This is a genomic window from Paenibacillus sp. A3, from assembly GCF_001399685.1.
Lineage (GTDB): Bacteria > Bacillota > Bacilli > Paenibacillales > NBRC-103111 > Paenibacillus_G.
This window is the reverse complement of record NZ_JTHN01000136.1, coordinates 1-20,217: the sequence shown is the minus strand read 5'-3', so window position 1 is coordinate 20,217 and position 20,217 is coordinate 1. Positions and strand designations below refer to the sequence as shown.

Sequence of the window (20,217 nt, the reverse complement as noted above, 5' to 3'; positions counted from 1 at the left end):
ACGGAGTGGCCGCGTTTCTTTGTCATGAAAATCGCCGCTCGTCCATATAGTTTAACAATGACCGGCTGCTGGGGCCTCAATCGGAATGGAGTGAGACGCGAATGAGCGGACAAGCGGATTTGAGCCGGATTACGCTGCATGTTACCGGTATGACGTGTGCGGCTTGCGCCGCGCGCATCGAGAAGGCGGTCGGCAAAATGGAAGGCGTGGCGGAGGTCGGCGTCAATATTGCTTTGGAGCGGTCGGTCGTCCTGCTGGATGCGAAGCGGGTCCGGGTAGAGGAAGTCGCAGCCCGGATCGAACAGCTCGGATATAGCGTCCGTCCGCTGCATCCGGCCGATGGGAAAATCAACGGCCATAGCAACGAGGAAATTCGTCGCAGCCGGGCGATGTTTCTGCTTTCGCTTGCTTTTACGCTGCCTTTCTTCTGGGCGATGGTCCCTCATCATGTTGGTTCTTCCTCGACCTGGGTGCCCGAGCTGCTGGCAAACCCATGGTTTCAGCTTGCGCTTGCCGTTCCGGTGCAGTTCGGTTTCGGTCTCCCTTTTTACATCCGGGCCTACGAAGCTTTGAAAAACGGAAGCGCGAATATGGATGTGCTGATTGTACTGGGCACGTCAACGGCCTTTTTGTATAGTCATTATTTGTTGTTTCATCCCGGGCAGGCCATGACGGGGAGCGGGCACCATAGCCCGTACTATTTCGATACGAGCACCATGATTATTACGATCGTATGGCTTGGCCGATGGATCGAAGCGTCCGCCCGGAAGCGTACGGCGGATAGCCTCTCGCAGCTTCATGCGATGCAGACGGACACGGCTTGCATGCTGATCCCGGACGGCGAACGCCGGGTCCCGGTAAGCACGTTGAAGGAGGGCGACCTGCTCCGCGTCCGTCCCGGCGAGCGGGTGCCTCTCGACGGCATCGTCGTGCAGGGGACATCCCCGGTGGACGAATCGCTAATAACCGGAGAAAGCATGCCTGTGAACAAACGAAAAGGAAACCGCGTCATCGGCGGAACCTTGAACGGTTCCGGCGTGCTGGAAATCCGCGTCCTGCGAACCGGCGGTCAAAGCACGGTAGCCCGGATGATTCGGATGGTGGAAGAAGCACAGAATGGGAAGGCGCCGATTCAGCGCGTTGCCGACAAAATTGCTGCTGTGTTTGTTCCGGTTATTGCCGTTACGGCCGTGTGCACCTTTTTGTACTGGTACGGATTGGGCGAGCCGGGTGCTGCGGGCGGGGCTTTGGAGAAGGCTATTGCCGTGCTGCTGATTGCTTGTCCATGCGCTTTGGGACTGGCAACACCGGTATCCATTCTGGTCGCATCGGGCCGTGCGGCTCAGAAGGGGATCGTTTACAAGGAAGGGGCCGCACTGGAGCGGCTTCATCAAACGGACATTCTTCTGTTCGATAAAACGGGGACGGTGACGTTCGGGACGCCCAAGGTGACCGATGTGATTGCCGCAGAAGGCGAAACGCAGGCCACGCTGTTGAGCAAGCTCGCGGGCGCGGAACAGCTCTCCGAGCACCCGCTCTCGCGTGCGGTTGTCGAAGAGGCCGAGAGGCGGGGATTGCGGGTGCCTGACTGCGGCAGCTTTTTGGCTGTTCCCGGTTGCGGGGTTCGGGCCGATGTGCTCGGATGCGGGATCGTCGCGGGGACTCGGCGTTGGCTGGAGGAGCAGGGCATCCCTTTTGCGGATACGGAAAAGGTTGCCGGTCCGCTGCGCAGCCAAGGGAAGCAGTTGATCTATGTGGCAGTGGACGGCCGTCCGGCCGGGGTCGTCGCTCTCGCCGATACGCTTCGGCCGACGGCGTCATCGGCGCTTCGGCAGCTCAAACAGCAAGGAATGGACATCCGGCTGGTGACCGGAGATCATGCTGCGGCGGCCAAAGCGGTTGCGGAAAGGCTTGGGAATGTGCCGTATTACGCGGATATGCTTCCGGACCAGAAGCTCGGGCTCATCCGCCGGCTGCAGAGCCAAGGGAAGCGGGTAACCATGGTTGGTGACGGCGTAAACGACGCGCCGGCGCTCGCGGCCGCAGATATCGGCGTAGCCGTCGGTAACGGAACGGATGTGGCCAAGGCAGCGGCTGATGTGCACTTGTTAAAAAGCGACTTGAAAGCTATGGCCGACGCTGTAAGGATCAGCCGAAAGACGATGAGAAATATTTACCAAAATATGGCATTATCTTTCTGCTATAACGCTTTGGCGATTCCTGCGGCCTTAAGCGGTCATCTGGCGCCATGGATGGCCTGCACGGCAATGGCTTTAAGCTCTTTGACGGTAATTATTAACGCACTTCGACTGAAACGGGTGTAATTCCCTTCATTCCAAGCGAAGAAGGCGGGGAAGAAAAGATGGCGATCGGCATTCATGATCTGACGCTGGCTTGGCTTGCCGGATTGCTCGGCGCGCCGCACTGCATCGGGATGTGCGGCGCGACTGTCTCCGGTTTTGCGTTGCAAGCGAAGGCGAGTCCGCTGCGCTCCGTACTGGCTTACAATGCCGGCCGGATTGCTACCTACGCCGCGCTCGGGGCGTTTATGGGCGCGGTCGGCTCGTTCGTCGATGGTGCGGGGAAGCTGGCGAATGTGCAGGGGACAGCGAGCTTATTGGGCGGCTGTCTTATTTTGCTGTGGGCTTTGCGGCGTATCGCTCTCCCGCTGCATCGACTGGACCCGCATCGGCTGCCGCTTTTCCGGCGGCTTACGGCGAGGTACCGAACGACTGAGGAGGCCGGTGCCGCGGTCGTAAGCGGGCTGCTGCTCGGATTCCTTCCCTGCGGGTTGACCTATGCCATGGAAATGAATGCGGCGGCAAGCGCAAGTCCGCTGCATGGCTTGCTGCTTATGCTGCTGTTCGGTTTGGGGACCGTGCCTGCGCTGGTTTCCGTCGGACTGTTTGCGGGCAAATTAAACAAGCGGCTGCGGAGCAAGGCCGTAATGGCCGGGCAATTCGTAGCCGTCTGGATCGGAGTGCTGTCCGTGCTGCGGGGCTTGGCTGCGGCCGGATGGATTCCCAGTGTTCATCCCTGGCTTTGGTGATAAATTGTAAGGGATTGTCCGCAAAACCGTCATAAATAAAGTGAAAAATAGCCCCGGGGAGTCATAGGCGCACGCCGGACGATTCGATACAGTGGAAGCAGGCTAGGGAAAAAAACGGATATTATCGGACGGCGGCAAAAGGAAACCGGACCCGGAGCGATTTGTCTCCGACCGTCATCGATACGTCGGCAACGGACGAGCCCGCCATGAGCGGAATGCCTTCGCCGACGTACCGGCCGGCCTCCGTTTCCGTCAGGGTAAAGGGGCTCTCCCCGCATAGCATTTGCGGCATCGAGATGGTGGCGCCCCCGGTCGCGCCGCTTACCGGCCGTCCGGCCGCGTCGCGAAGCGTGACGGTAAATGTGCCGGGCTTCAGCGCTGTGGTCGGGATCGGGTGAAGCGACACTTGAATGCGGTAGCCTTCTACCATAAAATCCGAGACCGGAGGGAACTGCGGAGAGGTGGCGGCGAATTGCCGGAAACCGAACCAAGTCCCCGCGACGATCATGGCGCCGAGGCCGAAGAGGCGAAGCCAAGCGATGTTGGGCATAGCGACCGTATCCCTGCCTTTCCGGGAGTATCGTTTCATATGTATCCCGGGTCAAGCTCCAATATTCCTCAAAATAAAGGTGGTAATGGTCATGAAGCGAGCCTGGATCCCATTGGCAGCCGGATTGCTATTGTTAGCCGGACTTGCAACGGCTTGCGGCGGGGACAAAAGCGGTGCACCGGCGAGCGCCCCCTCCAAAAAGGCAGCCGGCGAAGCGTCCAGCGCGGAGGCGATTTACAAGGCGAACTGCGTCTCCTGTCACCGGGCCGATCTCTCGGGCAAAGTCGGGCCCAATCTTCAGAAGACGGGGGCCAAGCTGAGCCAAGAACAAATCACGGCCAAGATTCAGAACGGAGGCGGAGGAATGCCCTCCTACAAAAACACGTTGAAGGAGCCGGAAGTTCAGGCATTGACGGAGTGGTTGTCCGCCAAGAAGTAAACGAAGGGAGCGCGTCCCGCCGAACGGACGCCTCTCTTTTTTTGGTTAACCTGGAGGAGAGAAGGCGGTATAGCGGCGGTCGTTTCATGAAATTGTCAAGGTTATCGCAGCAGCGGAGTATTTTTCCGTTGGAAATTGTGGTATTTTGGTAAGCAAACGGTTAAACTATACTGTTGATTCGAAAGGGGTTTGAACAGAAGCTATGGCAACTATCATTTTGATCGTTTGCTTGCTTGTTATGGGCACGTTTTTCAGCTTGGCTTTCGTGTGGCTGTTTCAGAAAAAAAAGGGACTTGCCATCAGCTTTACGATTTTGGGCCTCGTAAGCGCATTCGTGTTCTATTACGCGATTTTTCAGGGCTGGCTTGAGCTGCCGGAGCAGTACGGATGAGCAACGGACGCAAGCGTGCTGACGTTCTTCCGGGCGCCGAGGTGCTCATCGTCCTGAAGCAGGATCAGCGGACGGGGAAGCTGACGCGGGGTATCGTGAAGGATCTGCTGACGAACTCGGCGACGCATCCGCACGGCATCAAGGTGCGTTTGACAGACGGACAAGTCGGCCGGGTCAAGGAAATCGTCAATCCGGCAACGACGAAACAGGAATAGAAATAATCGTGCCTCTTCCCGCGTATCCTGTAGCATCCGGGATAAAAAAGCGAAGGGGAGAGCGTCTTTATGTCGGTTTGTCCGCTCCCGCCGGTGCCATATGTTCCGCTTCCGCCGGCTCATGCCCACGCGTTCATTGGCTTGACCTCCGTGGCACGGGGACATGTCCATAGAATCGAGATGTTCGTCTATGCCACGAATGGAGACGGGACGGATGAGCACGTTCATAGGTATCAAGGGCATACAAGCAACGTTTCCGGCCACTTTCACCGTTTCATCGGGCTTACGGGACCGCCGATTATGCTGCCGGACGGCTCTCATTATCATGAGATCGACGCGCTGACGGACGACGAGCCGTTCGAGTTTAAGCAAAATTATTACAAGACCGTGCTATCGGTCAAAAGGCACGAGCACAAGTTTGCCGGACGAACGGGAACGGGGATCGGTTATGAGCCTCCGGGCTGGTGAGTTATTTTTCTGACGCGGATTTGGACGATCCGGGTCTTTTTTTGTTGGCCTTGTTTGCTTTGAAATTCAATGTATTCGGATCGACATTGTAAACATAAATTCATTGTGATTGAAACTAAGAAAACTGCGATAAATCTCAGCTCATTCCATAGGGCTGATTTTGTTGTGTTTAGGGTCATTCAGGAAAATGGATGAAAACATTATTCCAAAATGAATTAAAGTGAGGTATACTTAAATGGACAACGGGGAACGGGGGGAGCGGGATGAAATCATGGCTGAGGAAACTGAGGCCGCTGGGGTCGATCTTCTGGACCTTTTGCAAAATCAGTCCGGTCACATTCGGCGGCGGTTACGCGATGATCCCTGTCATGGAACGGGAGGTCGTCGGCAAACGGCGCTGGATTGAACCCGACGAGATGAGCGGCGTCTTATCGATAGCCGGATCGGCTCCGGGCGGCGTAGGCGTCAATGCGGCGGCGTTCATCGGTTACCGGCTGGCCGGGGTGCCGGGAGCCGCGGTGGCGGTCGGCGGAATGACGCTGCCGGCTTTTTTGATCGTATTTTTGCTGAGCCTTGTGTTTCGAGAGATCTATGACCTGCCGAAAATGGCTGCAGCCTTTCAAGGCATTCAAGCGGCGATTGCGGCCTTGATCATCATTTCGGCGTATAACATGGGAAAAAGCGCCGTCGTGGACCGTACGACGCTGGCTACGGCGGCTTTCACGGTCTTGCTGCTGCTTGTTTTTCATGTGCATCCGATGCTGGTTATTTTGCTCGGACTCGTGATCGGGCATCTGCTTGTCCGCGTGAAACGAAAGCTCGGCTATCGCGCGCTCGAACCTAAGGACGAGGAACCTCCGGCGGCCGGAAACGGCTATAAATATGCGGATTACTTTATTGCGGACGGGATTTAAAACGGGGTGACGGTTATGCTATGGAGTTTGTTTGCAGTATTTCTTAAAATCGGTCTTGTTTCGTTCGGCGGAGGGTATGCGATGATTCCGCTGATCCGGCAAGAGGTGCTGCTCCACGGTTGGATGGAGGAGCGGCAGTTTACGGATACCGTCGCGTTGGCGGGAATGGCCCCGGGGCCGATTGCGACGAACAGCGCCACCTTGATCGGCTACGAAGCCGCCGGCGTTCCCGGAGCGATCCTGTCGACGCTCGGCATGGTGCTGCCGTCGCTGGCAATTATCGTGCTTATCGCCGCGTTCTTTTTCCGAATGCAGCAGCGGCAGTGGGTCAAAGCGACGTTCTACGGGCTGAAGCCGGTGGTGACCGGGATGATCGTCTACGCGGCGATTCACTTCAGCTTGCCGGGAAGCGGAGCCGATTGGATGAGCTGGCATACGGTCGGGATGCTGATCATTTTGGCGGTATGTCTCGGCGCTCTGATCAAATACCGCTTGCATCCGCTCGCAGTGATCGTCCTTTCGGGCGTGCTCGGAATTGCTTTTTTTCAATAAAGCGAGAATTGTATAGGATGAGCCCTGTTAGGGGCTGTTTAGAAAGTGGTCATATAGAAAAATATACGGAGGTGGGGTATCTACTGGAGGAGCGATAGCGTTCGCCTTTGTCTGCGGGAAATACCCGCTACTAAGCGGCTTCTAATAAAATTTCCCGCTGACAACAGTGACCGGAAGTAGATACCCCCCCCTCGTACACCTCTATTACCTCACTAGATTACTTTCTCAACACTCTGAGCCCTGTTAGGGGGCTTTCTTTGTGCGGTTGTGGTACAATAAAAACCGAATTTGCCGTACGTTGGAGTGAACGAATATGGGAGAACTGCCGATAGATCGCGTTTTAACGCATTTGAAGGAGAAGCTGGGCGAGCATACAAATGCCGTACTGGTAGCGCCGCCCGGCGCAGGCAAGACGACTCGGGTGCCGCTTGCGCTGTTGGAAGAGCCGTGGGTGGCCGGGCGCAAAATTATGATGTTGGAGCCGCGTCGGCTGGCCGCGAGAGCCGCTGCCCGGTACATGGCGGCCCGGCTCGGAGAGCAGGTCGGCCAAACGGTGGGCTACCGGGTCCGGCTGGATACGAAGGTCGGACCGAAAACGCGCATCGAAGTCATCACGGAGGGCGTGCTTACGCGCCTGCTGCAGGCCGATCCCGCGCTTGAGGACGTGGCCGTCGTTATTTTTGACGAATTTCATGAACGAAGCTTGCATGCGGATCTGGGCTTGGCGTTTGCTCTGGAGTCGCAAGCGGTGCTGCGGGACGACCTGCGCATCCTGGTCATGTCGGCTACGCTGGACGCGGCTCCGGTCGCCGCGCTGATGCGCCATGCGCCGGTTGTGGTCAGCGAGGGCCGCAGTTATCCCGTGGAGACGCGGTATTTAAGCAAGCCTGTGGAAGGGAAGCTGGAGCCGGCGTTGGCTGCGTGCATCCGTCAGGCGCTGGCTGCCGAAGAAGGGGATCTGTTGGCGTTTTTGCCCGGCGCGGGGGAAATTCGGCGCGTGGAACGGCTGTTGCTTGAAGCGGGACTCGGTTCGCAGGTGCGGATCGCTCCACTGTACGGGCAGCTTGCTCAAGGGGAGCAGGACGCGGCCATTGCGCCGAGCGTGCCGGGGCAGCGCAAGGTCGTGCTCGCCACCTCCATCGCCGAAACGAGCTTAACCGTAGAAGGGGTGCGCATCGTCGTCGACGGCGGCCGGATGCGCGTACCGCGGTTCTCGCCCCGGACGGGCATGACGCGGCTGGAGACGGTCACCGTCTCGCGGGATTCGGCAGATCAGCGCCGCGGGCGCGCCGGACGTACGTCTCCCGGCGTGTGTTACCGGCTCTGGACGGAGCAGGAGGATCGCCGACTGGCGCCTCACCGGGCGCCCGAGATCATGGAAGCGGATCTGGCCGCTCTTGCGCTTGAGCTTGCCGCTTGGGGCGTCGCCGATCCGGCGCAGCTCGCTTGGCTGACGCCGCCGCCTGCAGCCGCTTTTGGTCAGGCGGTGGCGCTTTTAAAGCAGCTCGGCGCACTGGGGGACGACGGAGCGATTACCCCGCACGGCCGCCGAATGGCCGAGCTAGGCGTATCGCCCAGGCTCGCGCACATGATGTTGCGGGCGGTGCCGCTCGGGCTTGGCGGGCTGTCCTGCGAGCTGGCCGCGCTGTTAAGCGACCGCGACCTGCTGCGTTCCCGGCCGGACTCGCCCAATGCGGACCTGCGGCTGCGCGTGGAGGCGCTTCGCGGAGCGGGCGGCGCCGTACAGGCGGCAGATCCGGCGGCCCGCCGCCGAATCGCGGCGGAGGCCGAGCAGGGGAAGCGCGCGCTGGGCCTGCCGCTTGAGCAAAGAGCCGAAGTGAACGCCTGCGGAATGCTGCTTGCGTTCGCCTATCCCGACCGGATCGCGCAAAATAAAGGAAGCGGACGCTACCTGCTGAGCGGGGGCAGGGGAGGGTCGTTTTCGGGTCCTCAGCCGCTCTACGGCGAGAAATATTTAGTCGTCGCGGAGCTGGATGACCAGGGGGCGGACGGCCGCATCGATCTGGCGGCCCCGATCTCGGAGGAGCAGCTCCACCGGGTATTCGCGGGCGATATCGAAACGGAGACCGCAGTCGCGTGGGACCGGACGGCTCAAGCGGTTCGCGCCCGCAAACGGGAGAAGCTCGGCGCGCTTACCTTGCGGGAGGCGCCGGTGGAAGCCCCGGACCCGGAGCAGGTGCTGAACGCGCTGCTTGAGGGTATCGCGGCCGAAGGCTTGTCTATTCTGCCGTGGACCAAGGCGGCGAAGCAGCTGCGCGAGCGCATCGGCTTCATGCACAGGGTGGACCCGGCTTGGCCCGATGTTTCCGACGAGGCGCTGCTCGCGGGGCTGAAGGAATGGCTCGGCCCGCATCTGTACGGGCTCAAAAGCCGGGATGACCTGCAGCGGCTCTCGATGGCCGCGATTCTGGACGGCATGCTCCCGTGGCCGCAGCGGCAGCAGCTGGACGACTTCGTGCCGACGCACATTACGGTGCCGAGCGGCTCGCGGATCCCGGTCGATTACAGCGATCCGGTGTCGCCGGTGCTGGCCGTGAGGCTCCAGGAGCTGTTCGGACTGCGGGAAACGCCGCGCATCGGGGGCGGCAAGGTGCCGCTGCTGCTGCATCTGCTTTCCCCGGCACATCGGCCGGTACAGGTCACGCGCGATTTGGCGAGCTTTTGGCAGGACGCCTATTTTGAAGTGAAGAAGGATTTGAAGGGCCGCTATCCGAAGCACGTATGGCCTGATGATCCGCTCGCGGCTTTGCCGACCAACCGCGCCAAGCCGCGCGTATAACTCGCTTTAGCTTTAGAAGGACGAATAAATGAGGCGGTACCATGTCCGTCCCATCCGGCTGTTCTGCCGGGCGGGAAGGGAGACATGGGCCGCCTCTTTCGCCGTATTATTTCCAATTCCGGTAACCTTGGGACTGGCCGATTCTCACAAGGATCCAGCCGAAGTAGATGATGGCTCCGGCCAGGATCAGGCTGATGAACTTCGGCAGCCAGAAGATGATGAGCGCCGCGCCTGCCAGCATGACCAAGCCGCTGCACACGCGCTTGAGCGTCGTGTCCGCCGTTCTCCACAGCCAGTAGCCGAAGGCGATCATAGCTAGAGCAAAAATATACCCGAATAATCCGCTGATGCCGCCCCAACCGATCAATCCGATGATGCCAATCCCCATCAGGACGAAGCCGCCTATCGTCTGTATGTTCCATTTCAACTTCATCGTCGTCACCTGACTTTCGTTCGTTTAGATCTTGTCTCTATTGTATACGAATTGCATGTCCGGTAAAACCGTCCGAAGGCGGTACGGAAGCTGGACTTTAGTCGGGGAGACCGGGTGGATGGGGGCAATCCGGCTTTTGCCACAGATTCGACACGGATGATACGCGAAACCGGGAAAATGGCGGCTTGGACAGGCGGGCGGCGAGCTTTTTTCATGGGGCTGGGTTATAATGGAGAAAAAATGCAGCGGAAGAGGACGACATGACGACGAATCAAGCGATACAAGAAGAAGCGGCGACGTTTGTAGCGTCGTGCTATGAAGAGTTGGGCAAAAGCGGAGAGGAAACGCGTCGGCGGCTCGCGGACGTTCGGGAAGAGCTTTCCCGGCGCGGAACTTACGAGCTTACCTACGAGGAGCTTGCGCACGGCGCGAGAATGGCTTGGCGAAACAGCAACCGCTGTATCGGCAGGTTATTCTGGCCGTCGCTAAACGTGTTTGACGAGAGAGGGCTGGAGCGGGAAGACGACATTGCGGAAGCGATATTCCGCCATATCGCCTATGGGACCAATGGCGGCATGATCAGGCCGTCGATCACGGTGTTTGCCGCCGAAACGGACGAGCGGCGTATTCGCATCTGGAACCATCAGCTGATCCGCTATGCCGGGTATGAAACCGGGAACGGGATCGTCGGCGATCCGGCCTCCGTCCGGTTCACGAAAGCATGCATGAGCCTTGGCTGGAGGGGAGCGGGCACGCCGTTCGACGTGCTGCCGCTGGTCGTCCAAGTGAACGGGCGGCACCCCCGTTGGTATCCGATTCCCGACAATTTGGTGCTTGAGGTGCCCATTCGACACCCGGAATACGATTCGTTCGCCGGGCTGGGGCTCAAATGGTACGCCGTTCCGTTTATTTCCGACATGCTGTTGGACATTGGCGGCATCCGGCATACGGCGGCGCCGTTCAACGGTTGGTACATGGGAACGGAAATCGGCGCGCGCAATTTGGCCGATCCGGACCGTTACCATATGCTGCCGAAGGTGGCCGAGCTGCTGAAGCTGGACACGTCGACCAACGTCTCCCTGTGGAAGGACAGAGCGCTCGTCGAGTTGAATGCGGCGGTTCTTCATTCCTTTAAGGCGGCAGGGGTCAGCATCATAGATCACCATACGGCGGCGGAGCAGTTCCGGCGGTTCGAGCAGCAGGAAGAGCGGAGCGGTCGCCCGCTAACCGGGGATTGGACGTGGCTGATTCCTCCGGTTTCCCCGGCGGCGACGCATATTTTCCACCGGTCCTACGACGATCGCATCGTCAAGCCGAATTATTTTCGCCAAGATTGCCCGTACGACATCATGGACGCCGGCGAAGCCAAGGCACAGGCGGACCCGTCGGCCGATGTGCCGACCTGAGGCTGAGGAGCGGTAAGATGTCCATTTCTTACAGACCGCGGCTTTTCTTATTGTCCGGCATGGCGACGGCGCCGAATTTTATGGAAACGTTCGGAGAGCAGCTGTGCCGCAGGCTGGAGGCGAAGGGATTCCAGCCGGAGTACCGGCTGCTGTTCCCTTACGGCGACTGGAGCCGGAGAACTGCGGCTCAGATGCTGGAAATCTACCGGGATTTGCGGCTGAGACCGCAGGCGGCCGCGCGCTCGTTCGGAGGCCGTAGGGCGGCGGAGGCGATCCGCAGCATGTGCGGCGACGGCTTCCCCGTCCTGATCGGGCACAGCGGAGGCGGAGTGGCGGGTGTGCAGGCGGCCGAGCTGCTGCGCCCGGCGCTTTCCCTGCCGGGTATCCAGACGGTGCAGATCGGCTCTCCGAAATGCCCGGTAAGCCCCGCAGGCCGGGAACGGACGCTTTACATACGCGGCATCGGCGCGAAAGGCGGCGATCCGATCGCCCGGCTTGGTTCGTGGGGCGGCTGGGTAGCGGAAGGCTCCAGGCTTCGTCACCGGTTCCGGTACGACCGCTTCAAGCATGCGCCGGCGAATCGGATCAACCTGGCACTGACGGGCGGGCATCCGGACTATTTTCGCGGCCACGAGCCGTTCGTGAATCCGGACGGACGAACCAATCTGCAGATTGTTGCCGATTGTACGACGGCTTGGCTGTTAGAGCGATGGGACTCGGAAAATGGGGCTTGACATTTATTTTAAATATGTCATAATGACATTATCGAAAGGATAGAGTTGATAGTCTCATGAATACAGACGCATGGAAAGGGAAGGTGCCCTTATGAAAGCTCTCGTTGTGATCGATTATACAGTCGATTTTGTTACCGGCAAGCTGCCGTGCGGGCAGCCGGCGATCGATTTGGAGCAAAGAATCGCCGAATTGACGGAACGGTTTGTCGAAGGAGGCGATCTGGTCGTCATGGCCGTCGACCTTCATGAGGAAAATGACGCGTATCATCCGGAACACAAGCTGTTTCCGCCGCATAACATCCGCTTTACGGAGGGCCGCAAGCTGTATGGCCGGCTTCACGAAGTCTATTCGGCGCGCCAGGACCGCATTCATTGGATGGACAAAACGAGATACAGCGCCTTCTGCGGGACGGATCTGGAGCTGCGGCTGCGGGCCCGCGGCATCGACGAGGTGCACCTGATCGGCGTCTGTACGGACATTTGCGTGCTGCATACTGCCGTGGATGCCTATAACAAGGGATATAAAATCGTTGTTCATGAGGACGCGGTCGCGAGCTTCAATCCGGCCGGACACGAATGGGCACTGACTCATTTTAAGAACGTGCTGGGCGCCGAAGTCGTCCGCGCTGCGGATAAAAACGTCTAACGAAGCGAGAGGGGAACTACGATGAGCTGCGACAATTTGACGCTTCATACGGATAAATATCAAATCAACATGATGTACGCCCACTGGTTCAACGGTTCGATGGACCGCAAGGCGGTGTTCGAGGCTTACTTCCGCAAGCTGCCGTTCGGCAACGGATATGCCGTGTTTGCCGGTCTGCAGCGCATCGTCGAGTATATTCAGCACCTGCGATTCGACGAAGCGTCGATCCGATACTTGGCGGAGCAGGAGGAGAATTACGACCCGGCCTTCTTGGAAAAGCTGCGTCAGTTCCGATTTACCGGTTCGTTATGGTCGGTGGAGGAAGGATCGCTGGTGTTTCCGAATGAGCCGTTGATCCGGGTCGAAGCGAGTGTCTTTGAAGCGCAGCTGCTGGAAACGGCGATCTTGAACTTCATGAACTACCAGACGCTGATCGCGACCAAGGCGTCGCGCATCCGGCAGGTCGCGCCGGACGATGTGCTGATGGAATTCGGCACGCGGCGGGCCCAAGAGGCGGATGCGGCGGTATGGGGCGCGCGGGCGACTTATATCGCTGGCTTCGACGCCACTTCGAACATGAGAGCGGGCATGATGTTCGGCATTCCGACGAAGGGCACGCACGCGCACGCTTGGGTACAGGACCATGATTCGGAGGAAGAGGCGTTCCGGAAATTCTCGGCCGCGCTGCCTGATCAGGTCACGCTGCTGGTCGACACGTACGATACGATCAAAAGCGGCGTGCCGCATGCGATCGAAACGGCCAAATGGCTGCAAAGCCAGGGCAAACGGATGAGCGCGATCCGGCTCGACAGCGGGGACTTGGCTTATCTGTCGAAAACGGCGCGCGCGATGCTGGACGAAGCGGGGCTGCAGGATGTCAAAATCGTCGCTTCCAATGATTTGGACGAGAACATTATTTTCAACCTGAAAGCCCAAGGGGCGAGAATCGACAGCTGGGGAGTCGGCACAAAGCTGATTACGGCGGCCGATCAGCCCGCGCTGGGCGGTGTGTACAAGCTGGTGGCCCGCGAGCGGGAGGACGGTTTCGTACCGGTCATCAAAATTTCGGGCAATCCGGAAAAAGTGACGACGCCGGGCATTAAGGACGTCTACCGCATCGTCAATCGCGAGACCAACAAGGCGATGGCGGACTATATCGCGCTGACGGACGAAGACGATGTGCAGCAGAGCAAGCCGCTGAAGCTGTTCGACCCGGTGCACCCTTATATTTCGAAAACGGTGAAGCAATACGAAGCGCAGCCGATGCTTCGTCCGATTTTCGCGAATGGCAAGCAGGTGTACGAGCTGCCCACGCTGGAGACGATCCGCGAGCATCACCGGAATCAGCTGACCTTATTCTGGCCGGAATATTTACGCAAACTGAATCCGGAAGTATATCCCGTTGACCTGAGCCCTAAAGCTTGGGACCAGAAGATGGAGCTGATTCGCAAACATAAAGAATAGGACGGCGTACGCAGTCGTCTTTCATTGGAGCCTGAAAAAGTCAGGCTCCTTTTTGCGTTCCGGTAAAAAAAGATGGTTCGTTTCGCAATGTTATAGTATTATTATCCATATAAGTTTTATTATGTATTAATTGTATTGTTTTACTTTTGTATTCACTAAAATTTTCGGGAGGAAACGGAGATGCTGTTCAAAACACAAAATCGGCAAATCATCGTCATGATCGTGTTAGGCTTGCTAACCAGTGCGATTTTTCCCTTTTCGGCTTCGGCCGGTCTGGTTAGTTGGGGCGGAGATACGGCCGGTGTCGAAAAAACAAAAACACCGACGATAGACGGAGATCTCTATGATGATGACCCCTATTTAAGAGGCTGGGCCGAACCGGATGCTACAGTAACGTTCCAACGGTCGGACGGGACCTACAGGGTGGGGACCGCCAAATGGGACGGCGAGTATATGATCTATCACGACTACGATAGGTGGCCATGGATACTTAAAGGAGGGGAGCAATTGGCCCTTTGGGCGCAGGCTCCGGGAAAAACGGTTAGCGATACCGTGTATATCCCGGTACTGCCATCGGTGCAGACGTCTAAGCCAACCGTCACAGGGAATGTCTATATAAATGGGGGGTGGCTTAGCGGCACAACGGAACCCGGTAAGCTCGTATATATTAGATTGAAAAACAATTCCGGAGACGTGGTAGGGAGCGCTTCAACGGAAACCGGCTTTTATACGATGCAAGTCAAGCCGTCCTACCCCATAACCGCCAGGGAAAAACTGCAATTGGTAGCGGAAGCAATGGGCGCCGGGATAAGGGAAAGCGACCCGGTCACGGTTACGGTCTTGCCGCTAAAAGGAAAAACGGCGGCTCCTACCGTAGCGGGGGGAGTCTATGAACGCTCGTTGAGGGGGCTCACCGAGCCCGGGTCCGTCGTAACGATCCAACGAGCCAGCGGCTTGGAGTCCCAAGTGACGTCATCCCGGGAAGACGGAACGTTTTCCGTAGACCTGAACATCGATTCTTATAAACTGGGAGAAAAGCTGAAATTAACGGCGGTAACCTATGGTAAAACGGTTAGTGATCCGGTTTACGCCATTGTTCAACCCTCACCCAAAAGCTCAGTCCCGACCGTATCGGGAAATGTTTATTCGAATGGCCCATGGATTAGCGGCAGCACGGAACCGAATACGCGCGTTTTCGTGCGATTGAAAAAAGCGGACGGAACTCATATCCTAGGGGATTGGACAACTAACGGCTCGTATTCTATTAAAAGTCTACGGACCGTCCCAATGGAAAAGCTGTACGTAACGGCTATGGCCGATGGGAAAAAGGAGAGCGACCCGGTTCCGGTAACCACCATCCCGACTGTGGGGAAAACGGATGCGCCTGCGATAATCGGTCATGTAGACGCAGTAAACGGGATTCTCACCGGGAAAGCCGAACCCGAATCGGAAATAACGATTAATCGACCGAACTATCAGCTTCATAGCCAGCCCTCCCAAACCGACGGTTCCTTTTCCATAGATCTGCATTGGTATCAGCTCCGCGTTGGCGAGCAGCTAACGGTTACGGCGGAAACGGTCGGGAAAGGGATCAGCGATGAGGTTACATTCACCGTTCAGCCGGCGCCGTAAATCACCGGATCAGTCTGGATAACGAGTGTTTGGATGAAGTGTCAAGCTTCCTTATGCGACCGGCGCGTTTTAAAACTGATGAACTTGCGAGATTGGAGCCTGCAATATGTCAGGCTCCTTTTTTAATGCTCGCCTTTCACGTTCCGGCTGTATCGCCCGGATGCTATGATTCGTGTAATAGATACACTTAAAAAACACATTTATCAAGTAACATAAGCTTGATACAGCTTGTTTCATGGGATTACGTCGAAATCAAATTCAGACCCGCCAAAAGACCATTCCAGGAGGTGAAGAAACGAAATGAACATCACCGTCGAACAAGTGCTGTCCATTTATCCGTTGTCCGAAGGAAAGCTTGTTGCCGGACAAAGCGGTGCGTCGCGCCTCGTGAAGTCTGTTAAAGTCATGGATACGCCGGATATTGCCAATTGGATCAAAGAAGGCGAGATGGTATTCACGACCGCTTATTTGATGAAAGACATCCCGGATGATGCTATTTCTCTGCTTCGTAAGTTGAACCATCGCCGCTCGGCCGGACTCGGAATTAAGATCGGCCGCTTTTGGGACGAAGTGCCCGAGCCGATCCTTGAAGAAGCCAACCGCCTCGATTTCCCTCTGATCAAATTACCTTATGAAAGTTCTTTTTCAGACCATTTGCACGGACTGTTTCATGTTGAAATGCAATATCATACGCAAATTCTTCACACCGTGCTCGACAAACAAAAGAGACTGATGCAATTCGCACTTAGGCCGGATCGGATAAACCATTTTTTTCAGAAGCTTCTGGGGATCTTAGGGTACCCGATCGCCGTTGTCGGTTCCCGCGGTCAACTCGTATTCAATGCGACTTCTTTCGGAGCTCCGCAGCTGCTGCACGGCTGGCCGTGGGAGAAAGAGGCGCAGTGGGCGTTTGTGGAAGAGAGCCGATGTTTTCGTGTTCCGCTTACGGAGCACGAGGAGTGTACCGGCTATATGGTCATTTTTCCGGAGAACCCCCATCCGGTAAAGGTGGAGGAAGAGTTGTTTCTGCAAACGGCGGAAATTATTTCGTATCATATGGGAGTGATCTTCAACGAATACCGCAACCACGCGGCGCAAAACGATCTGGGGGCGCTGCTGGGCCGGTATTTGCGGGGGAGCGGTACGATTGAAGCTCTGACGGAAGAAGCGGCCCGGCAGGGGATTCCGCTGTTTCAGGGCGCGTATCGCGGACTGCTTGTCCTCGTATCGCCGGAAGCGGGCTGCGGGGAGAAGGAGAGGCTGCTGCGGAATATCCGCGAGGAAATGCAGTATCACCCGGAGCTCAAGGAGATGGCCGTTATTCATTTTTATATTCAAGAGGGCTTGTTCTCCATCTTTCTGGTCGATGCCCCCGGGGCCGACGGGAAGCTGACCGACTTGCTGCGTTCGTGTCTGCGCGGGGTGCTGCAGGAGGACAGCGGCGCTCCGCTTCGGATCTGTGTCAGCAATAAGAAGAACAGGCCGGGCCAACTTCGGGATGCTTACAAAGAATGCTTGGAGACGTCCCGGCTGGCTGACCGGCTCGGTATTCGGGACGCCGTGGTGCAGTTCGGGTCGGTCGAGCTCGCGTACTTGTTCCAGCATGTCCCCAGGGAGCATATGCAGATATACGTCAACGAGGTACTGGAGATGCTCTTGAAGAAGGACCCGGAATACTCGCAGGAAATGCTGCGTACGCTGGAAACGTTCATAGAGAACGACGGGCAAGTTAACGAGACGGCCAAACAGCTGCTGATTCACCGCAATACGGCGGCTTACCGGCTGGAGAAGGTTGGCGAACTGCTGGAAGTCGATTACAAAACAATTAACGATTTGCTTCGCTTGAAGCTGGCGTTTACTTTTAGACAAATGCTGAAGCCGATGTAAACCGTCCCGCTATTGCGTTGAAAGGAAGCCCAGGAAAGCTGCCCGACCGGCTCAATCGAGCGCCCCGGCCGGATTCTGATTCCGGCTGGGCGGCTGCTGAGATGCAGGAACGGTCATCTAGAGTGTGAAGGAATTACTTGACATATTTTAGCGAGAAGGCTTACAATTTTATCAAGCGCCGCTTGCAGGACAAGGACGCAGATGACATCTTTACTGATAAAGGCAAACCTGTTGAAAAGCGGGGACGCAAAGCTCCGGGTCTAAGGCATAAGTTATGCGATGACGGCCGAGCCGCCAAAGAGGGATGCAGCTTAAACGTACGCTCCGTTCCGTTTAAGATTGCGGGGCTATTTGTCATGCACCGCAAGAACAAACGTGAAACCAGTGTATTTTCCCGGTTAAGGAAAAATGGGCATGCAAACGTTTTCCCCTCCTTGGAATTGCAGTATAATACAGTCAACTTTATATACTCTTTCCATTACTAAGTACCGGAGGCGTATCATGCGAGTTCACGAAATTGTTATTTCCGATGATCTGCGGCCCGAATATTTGCAGCAAATCGTGCAGTATGCCAACCAATACCGTTCCGACATTAAAATCCGTTTCGAGGCGGAGTGTATGCAGCTTGATGCCAAGAGCATCCTCGGAATGATGCTCATTCCGATCCGGCGCGGGACGAGATTGACGATCCAGACGAAAGGCGCCGACGAAGAGGAAGCGATCGAAATGATGAGCTCTATGCTGGAGAACAAGGAGCGTCAAGTATGATCTTGCCGAATGGAGGCGTCGGGGTCGGCTCCGACCATGTGGAGCGGCTTGTCCGCAGCTACCGCCGGTTGACGGGAAACGAGCTGCTTCCTGGACCGGAAAACTCCGGCAGCTTGGCCGAGCGGTTGTTCCTGTCGCCGATTGTCGTGCTGTCCCATGGGACCGAGACTGATCCGGTGTTGAACTACGGCAACCAAGCGGCGTTGCATTTGTGGGAGATGGATTGGGAGACGTTCACCCGTACCCCGTCGAGGTATACGGCGGAAGAGATGGAGCGCACGCAGCGCGAGCAGTTGTTGAAGAAGGTGCAGGAGCAAGGATATGCCGACGATTACACCGGAATCCGCATCTCCCGCAGCGGACGAAGATTTTATATTAAGAAGGCTACGGTTTGGAATATCACGGATGAGGATGGCCGCTATACAGGGCAAGCCGCCTGCTTCACCGAATTCGAATATTGTTGACGCATCCCCGTCCGTCCGGCGGGGATTTCTTGTGCATGGAACCTGTTGTCCGTTGTCGTTCATATCCAGTTTATATTTCTGTTGTATTGTAAGTCCTAGTTGAAGGAAGTTGAACATCAGAAAGGCGGTTGACGAAGCAGATGAGCAGAATCATGGTTGTCGACGACGATCCGCATATCCGCGAGCTGGTTAAAGTATGCTTGCGTCAGGAAGGCTTTACGGTACATGAAGCCGCCCACGGGCAGGAGGCGCTCGACAAGCTGGAATCGTTCAAGGCGGATTTGGTCATTCTGGATATTATGATGCCGCATATGGACGGTTGGGAGCTGTGCCGTCAGCTTCGGCGGCTTTACGACTTGCCGCTGCTCATGCTGACGGCGATTGGCGAGACGAAGCAGAAGGTCAAGGGCTTCGAGCTCGGCACGGACGATTATCTCGTGAAGCCGTTTGAGCCGGCAGAGCTGATCGTCCGCGTGAAGGCGCTGCTGAAGCGGTACCGGATCGCTTCGTCGCAAACACTTCAGGTCGGTGAACTGACGATGAACCGTCTCACGTATGAGCTTTCCGTAGGGCAGGGGAACATCACGCTTCCGCTCAAGGAATTTGAGCTGCTGTTCAAGCTGGCCAGCTATCCCGGCAAAACGTTCTCACGCGATCAGTTGATCGAAGATATCTGGGGCTACGACTATGACGGAGGCGAGCGGACCGTAGACGTCCATGTGAATCGTCTGCGCGAACGGTTTCCCGAGGAACGGCATTCGTTCAAGATCAGCACCGTCCGGGGGCTCGGCTACCGGCTGGAGCTGCGGGCATAGAGCAGAGGGCCGACAGAGAATGGCTTCCAATTAACAGATCGGCAGGAGGATACATGAATCCATCGGACAAAAAGCTAGGCGCTCTCCGGCTCGTCATGGAAGCGCAGTTCCGGGCGAACGCAACGACGAATCTGTTCACGTTTCAAGCGGAGGATGCAGTCCTGTCGAAGGAAACCGTCGCTTTTGCCATGCGGGAGAAAGATGGGGCAGCCGGGATGCTGCCCCCTTTGTTTGGCGATGAATCCGAGAGCAGGAAACGGCTCGCCGCATGGATGGCGGATCGTTTGATGCGGCATGTAATGCGGATCAATCAATTTGCTGCAATGACGGCAGATGAAAAAGAGCAGCTTTTGCGCATTTATGAGGATTATTTGGATACGATTGGGGAAACGATACTTGCGGCAAAGGATCGGGAAGGCCTTGCCCTCTCGCTCCGTTCGCTCGTTGTCCGGCATTTTTTTACGCTGCGCTCGTTTTTTCAAGGCATCCGGGATGCCAAGCTGTTCGACAGCCTTCGTCACAGTCCGGTGCTGCTTCATATCCCATGCTTCGAATATACGCCCGAGCTTCAAATCGAGCTGCTTGGCATC

The 20,217-nt window shown here is 57.0% G+C and carries 21 protein-coding genes and 1 riboswitch; of the genes, 19 read left to right on the top strand and 2 right to left on the bottom strand.

Annotated elements, in window-relative coordinates:
- The first annotated feature begins 101 nt into the window (after positions 1-101).
- Positions 102-2,324 (top strand): cation-translocating P-type ATPase, encoded by a 2,223-nt coding sequence (locus QJ48_RS20495; RefSeq protein ID WP_054975370.1) that lies wholly within the window; start codon positions 102-104, stop codon positions 2,322-2,324.
- 38 nt (positions 2,325-2,362) lie between these two features.
- On the top strand, positions 2,363-3,049 hold the full coding sequence (locus QJ48_RS20490) for a sulfite exporter TauE/SafE family protein (RefSeq protein WP_054975369.1): 687 nt from the start codon (positions 2,363-2,365) through the stop codon (positions 3,047-3,049).
- A gap of 121 nt (positions 3,050-3,170) precedes the next feature.
- Here the strand turns inward: QJ48_RS20490 and QJ48_RS20485 are convergent, their stop codons facing one another.
- Positions 3,171-3,599 carry a FixH family protein gene (locus QJ48_RS20485; RefSeq protein ID WP_237762989.1) on the bottom strand — a complete coding sequence of 143 codons (429 nt, stop codon included), beginning with the start codon at positions 3,597-3,599 and terminating at the stop codon, positions 3,171-3,173.
- A gap of 91 nt (positions 3,600-3,690) precedes the next feature.
- On the opposite strand from QJ48_RS20485, the gene QJ48_RS20480 reads away from it, so the two are divergent.
- The 7 genes from QJ48_RS20480 (at position 3,691) to hrpB (ending at position 9,378) form a co-directional block, all read left to right on the top strand.
- A complete protein-coding gene (locus QJ48_RS20480) occupies positions 3,691-4,038 on the top strand; it encodes a cytochrome c (RefSeq protein WP_054975367.1) in 348 nt (115 codons plus the stop codon).
- A 202-nt stretch (positions 4,039-4,240) separates the two neighbouring features.
- Positions 4,241-4,429 carry a hypothetical protein gene (locus QJ48_RS20475; RefSeq protein WP_036676228.1) on the top strand — a complete coding sequence of 63 codons (189 nt, stop codon included), beginning with the start codon at positions 4,241-4,243 and terminating at the stop codon, positions 4,427-4,429.
- Complete coding sequence (locus QJ48_RS20470; protein ID WP_054975366.1) at positions 4,426-4,644, top strand: YwbE family protein; 219 nt, start codon at positions 4,426-4,428, stop codon at positions 4,642-4,644. Before QJ48_RS20475 ends, QJ48_RS20470 begins: the two co-directional genes overlap by 4 nt.
- A 69-nt stretch (positions 4,645-4,713) precedes the next feature.
- Positions 4,714-5,112, top strand: coding sequence for a YmaF family protein (locus tag QJ48_RS20465; protein WP_054975365.1), 399 nt, complete (start codon positions 4,714-4,716; stop codon positions 5,110-5,112).
- A 263-nt stretch (positions 5,113-5,375) separates the two neighbouring features.
- Positions 5,376-6,026 (top strand): chromate transporter, encoded by a 651-nt coding sequence (locus tag QJ48_RS20460; protein WP_337589633.1) that lies wholly within the window; start codon positions 5,376-5,378, stop codon positions 6,024-6,026.
- 15 nt (positions 6,027-6,041) lie between these two features.
- Positions 6,042-6,578, top strand: a complete 537-nt coding sequence (locus QJ48_RS20455; RefSeq protein WP_054975364.1) for a chromate transporter — start codon at positions 6,042-6,044, stop codon at positions 6,576-6,578.
- 313 nt (positions 6,579-6,891) lie between these two features.
- The gene (gene hrpB / locus QJ48_RS20450; RefSeq protein WP_054975363.1) at positions 6,892-9,378 is read left to right on the top strand and encodes an ATP-dependent helicase HrpB; all 2,487 of its coding nucleotides are present in this window, start codon (positions 6,892-6,894) and stop codon (positions 9,376-9,378) included.
- A 106-nt stretch (positions 9,379-9,484) separates the two neighbouring features.
- Here the strand turns inward: hrpB and QJ48_RS20445 are convergent, their stop codons facing one another.
- A complete protein-coding gene (locus QJ48_RS20445; RefSeq protein WP_054975362.1) occupies positions 9,485-9,811 on the bottom strand; it encodes a hypothetical protein in 327 nt (108 codons plus the stop codon).
- 260 nt (positions 9,812-10,071) lie between these two features.
- Here QJ48_RS20445 and QJ48_RS20440 point away from each other — a divergent pair, with 260 nt between their 5' ends.
- The 10 genes from QJ48_RS20440 to QJ48_RS20390 all read left to right on the top strand — a co-directional run.
- Positions 10,072-11,217, top strand: coding sequence for a nitric oxide synthase oxygenase (locus tag QJ48_RS20440; RefSeq protein WP_054975361.1), 1,146 nt, complete (start codon positions 10,072-10,074; stop codon positions 11,215-11,217).
- Positions 11,218-11,234: 17 nt separating this feature from the next.
- Positions 11,235-11,951 carry a hypothetical protein gene (locus tag QJ48_RS20435; RefSeq protein ID WP_054975360.1) on the top strand — a complete coding sequence of 239 codons (717 nt, stop codon included), beginning with the start codon at positions 11,235-11,237 and terminating at the stop codon, positions 11,949-11,951.
- A gap of 91 nt (positions 11,952-12,042) precedes the next feature.
- Positions 12,043-12,597: a cysteine hydrolase family protein gene (locus QJ48_RS20430; RefSeq protein ID WP_054975359.1), complete on the top strand. Its 555-nt coding sequence runs from the start codon at positions 12,043-12,045 to the stop codon at positions 12,595-12,597.
- Positions 12,598-12,618: 21 nt separating this feature from the next.
- Positions 12,619-14,061: a nicotinate phosphoribosyltransferase gene (locus QJ48_RS20425; protein ID WP_054975358.1), complete on the top strand. Its 1,443-nt coding sequence runs from the start codon at positions 12,619-12,621 to the stop codon at positions 14,059-14,061.
- Positions 14,062-14,241: 180 nt separating this feature from the next.
- Positions 14,242-15,693: a hypothetical protein gene (locus QJ48_RS20420; protein ID WP_054975357.1), complete on the top strand. Its 1,452-nt coding sequence runs from the start codon at positions 14,242-14,244 to the stop codon at positions 15,691-15,693.
- A gap of 300 nt (positions 15,694-15,993) precedes the next feature.
- Positions 15,994-17,580: a PucR family transcriptional regulator gene (locus tag QJ48_RS20415; RefSeq protein WP_054975356.1), complete on the top strand. Its 1,587-nt coding sequence runs from the start codon at positions 15,994-15,996 to the stop codon at positions 17,578-17,580.
- Between the two features lie 211 nt (positions 17,581-17,791).
- Positions 17,792-17,879: riboswitch (cyclic di-GMP riboswitch) on the top strand.
- A gap of 202 nt (positions 17,880-18,081) precedes the next feature.
- Positions 18,082-18,348: an HPr family phosphocarrier protein gene (locus QJ48_RS20405; protein ID WP_054975354.1), complete on the top strand. Its 267-nt coding sequence runs from the start codon at positions 18,082-18,084 to the stop codon at positions 18,346-18,348.
- Positions 18,345-18,812, top strand: coding sequence for an MEKHLA domain-containing protein (locus QJ48_RS20400; RefSeq protein WP_054975353.1), 468 nt, complete (start codon positions 18,345-18,347; stop codon positions 18,810-18,812). Before QJ48_RS20405 ends, QJ48_RS20400 begins: the two co-directional genes overlap by 4 nt.
- Before the next feature lie 140 nt (positions 18,813-18,952).
- Entirely contained in the window at positions 18,953-19,627 is a 675-nt protein-coding gene (locus QJ48_RS20395) for a response regulator transcription factor (RefSeq protein ID WP_054975352.1), read from the top strand.
- 53 nt (positions 19,628-19,680) lie between these two features.
- On the top strand, positions 19,681-20,217 hold a 537-nt coding region (locus QJ48_RS20390; protein WP_157261701.1), incomplete at its 3' end, for a hypothetical protein.